Origin of the sequence: Leifsonia sp. LS1, assembly GCF_020521355.1 — a bacterium.
Lineage (GTDB): Bacteria > Actinomycetota > Actinomycetes > Actinomycetales > Microbacteriaceae > Leifsonia.
The window spans coordinates 1-7,699 of sequence record NZ_BPER01000018.1 but is presented as its reverse complement, the minus strand read 5'-3'; the positions used below and the strand labels follow the sequence as shown (position 1 = coordinate 7,699).

Sequence of the window (7,699 nt, the reverse complement as noted above, 5' to 3'; positions counted from 1 at the left end):
CCCCCCCCACGGGGGCCCCCCCCCCGGGGGGGGGGCCCTCCACTCGTCGAATCGCTGGGTTCTAGGCCAGGCGCACAGACTCGGCCTGGGGACCCTTGTTCCCCGAACCGACCTCGAAGACGACCTGCTGGCCTTCCTCGAGGACCTTGTACCCGGACATGTCAATTGCGGAGTAATGAACGAAAACGTCCTGTCCCCCACCTTCGACGGTGATGAATCCGTAGCCCTTTTCAGCGTTGAACCACTTCACGGTTCCGTTCGCCATGCATTACTCCCATTGCTGTGTCGCAAGCGCGGTCCAGCGCCGCGCGTTGGACCGATACTAATGCCGGGAATACGGGTAATTGCCAGCTTCTTTGTGAAACCGTTACGAATTCGGCCGAAAGTTAAACACGCCGGAAACAAAGGGATCCGCCGGGGGCGTCGCACCCGGATGACGCCCCTCGGAGGTCAGCCGGTGTAGTCGGAGCCGACCACGACCGTCAGATCGGCGCCGGTGTCTGCGAAGTCCTGAGTGTTCTGGACGGTCGCTCCGGGGAGCGACTGCGCGACGCCGAGGGCCGCGCCCTCCTTGGTCGGGTCGGCGTAGTAGACGACGGTCTGCGTGAGGTTCGTCATGTCGGCGTTCGCGACCGCTCCGACCTTCCAGCCCGCCGCGGTGAGCACGTCGCGGACCTTCGCACCGAGGCCGCTGGTGGCGGTGCCGTTCAGCACGTTGACGGAGAGCGACGGATCGACCGTCGGCACCACCGTCGGGGTCGGAGCGGAGGTCGCGGTCGCGGAGGCCGTCGCCGAGCCGCTCGGCGTGGAGCCGTTGAACGAGATGGCGCCGTTCACGAGCGAGAGTCCGAAGATGCCGGCGCCGACGAGCACGACCGTGGCGAGCGCCGCCCAGCCGAAGGCGATCCAGCCGCGGCCACGGGGACGAGGGGCACGGTGCGCGCCGACGCGCTGGATGTCGTCCGGGATCTCGTCGAAACGGTCGCGGGGGTGCTTGTCTGCCATCGTGGGGTGGGTTCCTCGGGGGTCAGTCGTCGGACGGGAGGGCCCTGGTCCGGCGGGCGGCCTGCCTCGTCTCGCGGAGCCGGAGCAGTCGCTTGACGAGCATCGGATCGTGCGTGAGGGCGGCCGGACGGTCGATCAGCGCTCCGAGGAGCTGATAGTACCGCGCCGCCGAGAGACCGAACTCCTCGCGGATGGCCTGCTCTTTGGCGCCGGCGTGCCGCCACCACTGGCGTTCGAAGGCGAGGATGGCCGCGTCGCGCTCACCGAGCCCGGAGCGCTCGGGCTCCGACCCGTGGTGCCCTGCCGCCTCGGCCACGTGCGTGCCGCCTTCCTCGATCCGTCGCCTTCCGATGAACGGTCGCCGCTCATCCTAGGCGGGCGGTCCTGTGTGTTGGCCGTTTGGGCCCGGCACGTCGCGTCTGAAACAGGGAACAGGCGCGGCCCCGCACCCGTTTAGGGTGTAGTCAGACCACCCGACCCCGCATGGAGGCACCGCAATGGATTACCAGGTCTCGAAGACCGACGACCAGTGGCGCGAGGAGCTCAGCGCCGAGCAGTACTCGGTGCTGCGCGAAGCCGGCACCGAGCGCCCGTGGACCGGTGAGCTGCTCGACGAGAGCCGGGCCGGGCTCTACACCTGCGCCGCGTGCGGTGCGGAGCTGTTCAAGTCGGGCACCAAGTTCGACAGCGGCTGCGGCTGGCCGAGCTTCTACGAGTCGGTGCGGCCGGAGGCGGTGCAGCTCCTCGAGGACGACAGTCTCGGGATGGTCCGCACCGAGGTCCGCTGCGCCAGCTGCGGATCGCACCTCGGCCACGTCTTCCCCGACGGGTTCGGCACGCCGACCGGCGACCGCTACTGCATGAACTCCCTCTCGCTGAACTTCACCGCGGACGACGCGTGAGCGACCTCCCCGCCCGCGTCGGCGCGCGGCGCTCCTACTCCCGCGTCACGGACGCGGCTCCCACGCACGAGGAGCTGCTGACGCTCGTCGCCGCGGCGGGACGGGTCGCCGACCACAGCGCTCTGCACCCGTGGCGCGTGATCGAACTGCGCGGGGACGCCCGGCTCCGGCTCGGCAAGGCGTTCGCCAAAGACGCGAAGGCCCACGGCCACGAGGCCGAGAAGCTCGCCACCAAGCCGCTGCGCGCTCCTCTTCTCCTGGCGATCGTGGCCAGCCGCAAGAAGAGCAGCAAGGTGCCGGGGTGGGAGCAGGACGCGGTCGCCTCGGGCGTCGCGCACATCCTCAGTCTGCTGCTGCACGACGCCGGCTGGGGCGTCATCTGGCGCACCGGCCACCAGACCCGCGCCACGGCGGTGCACAAAATGCACGGCCTCGACAAGAACGAGCGCCTGCTGGGCTGGCTCTACGTGGGAGGCATCCCCGAGGGGAGCAAGGAGGGGCACCGCAAGCCCCTCTCGGCCGAGCGCTACCTCAGCGTCCTCGACTGACGACGCCGCTCGCGTCGTGCCCGCTCACTCGGCGGCGCGACGCGAGCCCCAGCGGATGCTCGCCACACCCACGGCGACGATGGCGAGCAGCGTGCCGCCGATCGTCGAGAACGCCACCGGGGCGCGCGAGGTCGGCGCCAGCAGGTCGAGCAGCAGGGCGGTCAGCAACTGGCCGGCCACCGTCGCGAGGCCCAGCAGCAGCACGCCGGTGATCCGGACGAGCAGCGCGGCTCCGGCGATGAAGACGCAGCCGATGGCGCCGCCGATGTACAACCACGGCTCGGTCGGGAGCGGCTCCGGCAGTCCCGCGAGCGCCCAGTGCACGAGCATCAGCACGACGAGCACGATGGTGCCGACCAGGAAGTTGATGAAGGTCGCGGTCAGGGCGCTCTCGGCGACCACACGCACCTGACCGTTCACGGCCTGCTGCCATCCCATCCCGAGACCGGCGATGAGCGGCAGGAGCATCATCCAGACCGGGACGCTGCCACCGAACTGGGCGGAGACGGCCCAGGTGACCGCGAGCAGCGCGATGACGGCGCCCGCGATCCGGGCCGGGGTGAGCGGGCGGCGGCCGCCGGGGCCGAGACCGACGCGGTCGAGCACCAGGCCGCTGACCGTCTGACCGGCGACGACCGAGACGGTGAACAGCGCGACGCCCAGCATCGCTGCGGCCAGCCCTTGGGAGAGGACCAGGAACGCACCGGCCGCACCGCCGCACACGTACCACCAGCGCAGCTCGCCGTCGCGCAGCGCGGCACGCACGCGGCCGAGCCCGCGCCGGCCTGCAGGGGCGACGGCCAGCGCGACGAGCAGGATGATCAGGCCCGAGCCGAACGAGATCGCGGCGGCGGTGAAGCCGTCGTCGAGACGGCGGCCGAGCTCCCCGTTGATGCGGGACTGGAGGGCCACGCCGGCACCGCAGATCATCGCGATGACGAGCGCCAGCCACAGGGGGAAGGTACGGGGAGTCACTCCCCCAACACTAGCTGCGCGTCGGCGCGGCTCAGGGGGCGGGGGCTTCACCGTCCGTCGGGCTCGGGTGCGGGAGCCACGGGATGTTCTCCTCCGGGGCGACGAGCTTCTCCTCCGAGAGGTCGTAGTCCTCGCTGTTCTCGATGTCGTCGGTCTGCTTCTTGTCGTCGGTCATGCCCTCACCCTATTCCCGGGGCGGGAGCCGTCGAGGGCAGCGGGGCGGACGGCGGCGCGTCGGCCAGGACGGCGAGCGGCGACTCGACGGCCTCGGCGATCTCGCGCAGGAACCCGGCCGCGACACCGCCGTCCGTCACGCGGTGGTCGAACACGAGCGACAGCTGGGCGATGCGGCGGGGCACGATCGTGCCGTCGACCACCCACGGCCGTTCGAGGATGCGGCCGACCCCGAGGATGGCGACCTCGGGGTGGTTGATGATAGCGGCGCTCCCATCGACGCCGAGGCTGCCGTAGTTGTTGATCGTGAAGGTGGAGCCGGTCAGCTCCGCCGGGCCGAGCGAGCCGGCGCGAGCGGCCTGCGCCAGCCGGGCGAGCTCGGTGTCGAGCTGCCGCACCGAGAGGAGGTCGGCACGGCGGACGACGGGGACGACGAGCCCGCGCGGGGTGTCGACCGCGACGCCGAGGTTGACGCCCTCGAAGGTCTCGAGGCCGCCACCGTCGGCCGTGACGCGTCCGGCCAGCTCGGGACGGCGGGCGAGCGCGGCGAGGGCGAACCGGGCGACGAACGACAGGAGGGACGGAGCCCGGCCGTCGACCACGAGGCGGCGGCGGCCGTTCCAGAGGTCGGTCGCGTCGACGTCGACCCAGACCGTGGCCTCCGGGATCTCGGAGCGGCTGCGCGACATGGTCTCGGCCACCGTGCGGCGGAAGCGGGAGAACGGGTCGGTCGCGCGCACGGTGAGGCCGGTGCGGGGGTCGGCGGCTGCGTCGGCGGCGACCGGTGTCGCGCTCGGCGCAGGTGCGGGTGCCGGAGTGGCCGAGGTGACGGCGGCTTCGACATCCGCGCGGGTGACGACCCCGTCGGCCCCGGAGGGGCGGAGGCTCGCGAGGTCGACGCCGTGGCTGCGCGCCAGCGCCCGCACCACCGGGGAGACGACGGGGACGATCGGGGAGGAGGCGCGGGCGGAGGTGGCGCGCGGGGCGCCGCCCGCCGCCGCCGAGACGCGGGCACGTCGCGCACCCGAGGTCATGTCTGTGGTCCCGTAGCCGACGAGCACCTGACCCGAGGCCCCGGACGGCCCGGTGACCTCGGCCCCGGTGGCCGTGCCGGCCTCCTCCACTTCCAGCAGAGGGGCACCGACCAGGATGGTCTCGCCCTCCTCGCCGTGCAGCGCGGCCACCACGCCCGCGAAGGGCGACGGCACCTCCACGACGGATTTGGCCGTCTCGACCTCGGCGATCGGCTGGTCGACGGCGACGGTGTCCCCGCGTGCGACCAGCCAGTGCACCAGCTCGGCGTCGGTCAGCCCCTCACCCAGATCGGGGAGCTCGAACACCCGGGCGGTCACGCGTCCTCCCACTGGAGGGTGTCGATCGCGTCGAGCACCCGGTCCACGCCGGGCAGGTAGAAGCGCTCGAGCTTCGGCGGGGCGAAGGGGGTGTCGAACCCGGTGACGCGGCGCACCGGCGCCAGCAGGTGGTGGAAGCAGCGCTCCGACACGCGCGCGGCGATCTCGCTGGCCATGCTCGCGAAGCCGGGTGCTTCCGCGATCACGACCGCCCTGCCGGTCGCGCGCACGGCCGCGCAGACCGTCTCGTCGTCGAAGGGCACGAGGCTGCGCAGGTCGAGGACGCCGACGCTGCGGCCCTGATCGGCGGCGGCCTCCGCCGCGGCGAGCGCGACGGGGACCGATGGGCCGTAGGCGATGAGCGTCGCGTCCGTGCCGTCGCGCGCGACGCGGGCGCGGCCGATCTCGGGCAGGGGCGCCTCCGTGTCCACATCGCCGGTCGCCCAGTAGAGCCTCTTGGGTTCGAGGAAGACGACCGGGTCGGGGTGCCGGATGGCGGCGCGCAGGAGCCCGTAGGCGTCCTGCGGCGTCGCCGGCGAGACCACGGTGAGGCCAGGCGTGTGGGCGTAGTACGCTTCCGACGAGTCGGAGTGGTGCTCGACGCCCCCGATACCTCCGGCGTACGGGATGCGGATCACGAGCGGCAGCCGGACGAGGCCTCGGGTGCGGTTGCCCATCTTGGCGACGTGGTCGACGATCTGCTCGAACGCGGGATACGCGAACGCGTCGAACTGCATCTCCACCACCGGGCGCATCCCGTTCATGGCCATGCCGACGGCGGTGCCGACGATTCCGGCTTCGGCGAGCGGGGTGTCGAAGCAACGGTCCTCCCCGAACCGCGCCGTCAGCCCGTCCGTGATGCGGAAGACTCCGCCGAGGGGGCCGACGTCCTCCCCGAAGACGAGCACGGCCGGGTCGGCGGCGAGCTCGTCGGCGAGCGCGCGGTTGAGCGCCTGCGCCAGGGTCAGGGAGGACGGAGCCACGGCGGGCCGCAGGGCCCCCTCGGCGGAGTGGTCGGCGGGAGCGTCGTGCGTGAGCGTCATCGGGCGGCCTCCTCGGCGGCGAGCTGCTGCGCCTGCTCGCGCAGCTGCGGGGTGGGCGTGGCGTAGACGTACGCGAAGAGGTCCTCGGGATGCGGTTCGGCCTCCTCGACGAGCTGGGCGCGGACCCGCGCGGCGATGCTCTCCGCGTGCGCGTGGGCCTCCGCGTCGTCGCCCTCCGTGAGGGCGCCCTGGTCGCGCAGCCAGGTGCGCAGCCGGAGGAGCGGGTCGCGGGCGAGCCAGGGCTCCACTTCGCCGGGGGTGCGGTACCGGGTGGCGTCGTCGGCGTTGGTGTGCGGCTTGACGCGGTAGGTGACGGCCTCGACGAGCGTCGGGCCTCCGCCGTCGCGTGCCTCGTGCACCGCGTCGTCGAGCGTGACGAGGAGGGCGGCGAGGTCGTTGCCGTCGACCAGGCGGCCGCGCATCCCGTACCCGATGCCCTTGTGGGCGAGGCTGGGCGCGGCGGTCTGCCTGCGGAGCGGGACCGAGATCGCGTAGCCGTTGTTCTGCACGAGGAAGACGACCGGCAGGTGGAACACCGCCGCGAAGTTCAGGGCCTCGTGGAAGTCGCCCTCGCTGGTCGCGCCGTCGCCGCACATCGCCAGCACCACGGTGTCCTCGCCGCGGAGGCGGGCGGCGTGCGCGAATCCGACGGCGTGCAGAAGCTGCGTCGCGAGCGGCGTGGCCTGCGGCGCGACGTTGTACCGGTGCGGGTCGTACCCGGAGTGCCAATCGCCGCGGAGCATCAGCAGGGCCTCGAACGGGTCGACGCCACGGGTGACGACGGCGACGGTGTCGCGGTACGTCGGGAACAGCCAGTCCTGCTCGCCGAGCACGAGACCTGCAGCGACCTCCGCCGCCTCCTGCCCGTGCGACGAGGGGTACACCGCCAGCTTGCCCTGACGGACCAGCGCGTCGGCCTGCTCGTTGAGCCGCCGGCCCAGCACGAGCTGCCGATAGCCCGTGAGCAGGCGATCGGCAGACGGGAACGGGTGGTGCTCGTGCGGGTGGCCCGAGCCCTCCTCGTCGATCAGGCTCAGCGGGGTGTCGCCGGGCAGCAGCTCGTCCGAGTGCATCGTTTCTCCTTCGAAAGACGTCGCTCCCTCTCAGGATGACTTCACTGGACCCACTACGCCACCGATCCCCCGCTATCGAGACGAACGGTGTCGCCGCGGTCGCTCTCGTGGCAGGATGTCTCCCACCATGGACGACATCGACGTACGCATCCTGGACGCTCTGCGCAGCGACGGCCGCGCCTCCATCACGGCGGTCGCCGAGAGCGCGCACGTGTCGCGGGCCAACGCCTACGCCCGCGTGGCGCGGCTGGTGGACGAGGGGGTCATCACCGGCTTCACGGCGAAGGTGGACCCGCGCAAGTCGGGCCGCGCGTCGTCCGCCTACGTCACCATGCGGGTCGACCAGGCGGAGTGGCACGAGCTGCGCGACACCCTCCGCGGCATCCCGGAGGTGGAGCACTTCGCCCTCGTCGGCGGCGACTTCGACGTGATCCTGCTGGTGCGGGCGCGCGACAACGAGGACCTGCGGCGCGTGATCCTGGAGGAGCTCACCAGCATCCCCTCGGTGCGCGACACCAAGACGTCGCTGGTGTTCGAGGACCACGACCAACGCTGAGCAAGGCCGTCGAGGTTCACGTCGTTGCGCTCATTCGGGCGTCGAAGGCGCAACGACGTGAACCTCGAGGG

At 72.1% G+C, this 7,699-nt stretch carries 11 protein-coding genes; 3 read left to right on the top strand and 8 right to left on the bottom strand.

What is annotated here, in order from left to right; translation table 11 throughout:
- Window positions 1–61: 61 nt before the first annotated feature.
- The 3 genes from LLS1_RS19420 to LLS1_RS19410 form a co-directional block, all read right to left on the bottom strand.
- On the bottom strand, window positions 62–265 hold the full coding sequence (locus LLS1_RS19420) for a cold-shock protein (RefSeq protein ID WP_223357671.1): 204 nt from the start codon (window positions 263–265) through the stop codon (window positions 62–64).
- 185 nt (window positions 266–450) lie between these two features.
- Complete coding sequence (locus LLS1_RS19415) at window positions 451–1,005, bottom strand: LytR C-terminal domain-containing protein (protein WP_226658149.1); 555 nt, start codon at window positions 1,003–1,005, stop codon at window positions 451–453.
- 22 nt (window positions 1,006–1,027) lie between these two features.
- Window positions 1,028–1,321 carry a DUF3263 domain-containing protein gene (locus LLS1_RS19410; RefSeq protein WP_226658147.1) on the bottom strand — a complete coding sequence of 98 codons (294 nt, stop codon included), beginning with the start codon at window positions 1,319–1,321 and terminating at the stop codon, window positions 1,028–1,030.
- 181 nt (window positions 1,322–1,502) lie between these two features.
- On the opposite strand from LLS1_RS19410, the gene msrB reads away from it, so the two are divergent.
- Window positions 1,503–1,907 (top strand): peptide-methionine (R)-S-oxide reductase MsrB, encoded by a 405-nt coding sequence (msrB, locus tag LLS1_RS19405; RefSeq protein WP_223357674.1) that lies wholly within the window; start codon window positions 1,503–1,505, stop codon window positions 1,905–1,907.
- The gene (locus LLS1_RS19400) at window positions 1,904–2,455 is read left to right on the top strand and encodes a nitroreductase family protein (RefSeq protein ID WP_226658145.1); all 552 of its coding nucleotides are present in this window, start codon (window positions 1,904–1,906) and stop codon (window positions 2,453–2,455) included. Before msrB ends, LLS1_RS19400 begins: the two co-directional genes overlap by 4 nt.
- 24 nt (window positions 2,456–2,479) lie before the next feature.
- On the opposite strand, the gene LLS1_RS19395 is transcribed toward LLS1_RS19400, so the two are convergent.
- Genes LLS1_RS19395 through pdhA form a run of 5 tightly spaced genes read right to left on the bottom strand, consistent with a single transcriptional unit; the run spans window position 2,480 to window position 7,072 of the window.
- Window positions 2,480–3,430, bottom strand: coding sequence for a DMT family transporter (locus LLS1_RS19395; RefSeq protein ID WP_226658143.1), 951 nt, complete (start codon window positions 3,428–3,430; stop codon window positions 2,480–2,482).
- Window positions 3,431–3,461: 31 nt separating this feature from the next.
- Window positions 3,462–3,605, bottom strand: a complete 144-nt coding sequence (locus tag LLS1_RS19390; protein WP_226658141.1) for a hypothetical protein — start codon at window positions 3,603–3,605, stop codon at window positions 3,462–3,464.
- A 4-nt stretch (window positions 3,606–3,609) separates the two neighbouring features.
- Complete coding sequence (locus LLS1_RS19385) at window positions 3,610–4,956, bottom strand: dihydrolipoamide acetyltransferase family protein (RefSeq protein ID WP_226658139.1); 1,347 nt, start codon at window positions 4,954–4,956, stop codon at window positions 3,610–3,612.
- Entirely contained in the window at window positions 4,953–5,999 is a 1,047-nt protein-coding gene (locus tag LLS1_RS19380) for an alpha-ketoacid dehydrogenase subunit beta (RefSeq protein ID WP_226658137.1), read from the bottom strand. The genes LLS1_RS19385 and LLS1_RS19380 overlap by 4 nt, the downstream gene beginning before the upstream one ends.
- Window positions 5,996–7,072 carry a pyruvate dehydrogenase (acetyl-transferring) E1 component subunit alpha gene (gene pdhA / locus LLS1_RS19375; RefSeq protein WP_223357680.1) on the bottom strand — a complete coding sequence of 359 codons (1,077 nt, stop codon included), beginning with the start codon at window positions 7,070–7,072 and terminating at the stop codon, window positions 5,996–5,998. Before pdhA ends, LLS1_RS19380 begins: the two co-directional genes overlap by 4 nt.
- 127 nt (window positions 7,073–7,199) lie before the next feature.
- On the opposite strand from pdhA, the gene LLS1_RS19370 reads away from it, so the two are divergent.
- A complete protein-coding gene (locus LLS1_RS19370) occupies window positions 7,200–7,628 on the top strand; it encodes an Lrp/AsnC family transcriptional regulator (RefSeq protein ID WP_226658135.1) in 429 nt (142 codons plus the stop codon).
- Window positions 7,629–7,699: the final 71 nt, after the last annotated feature.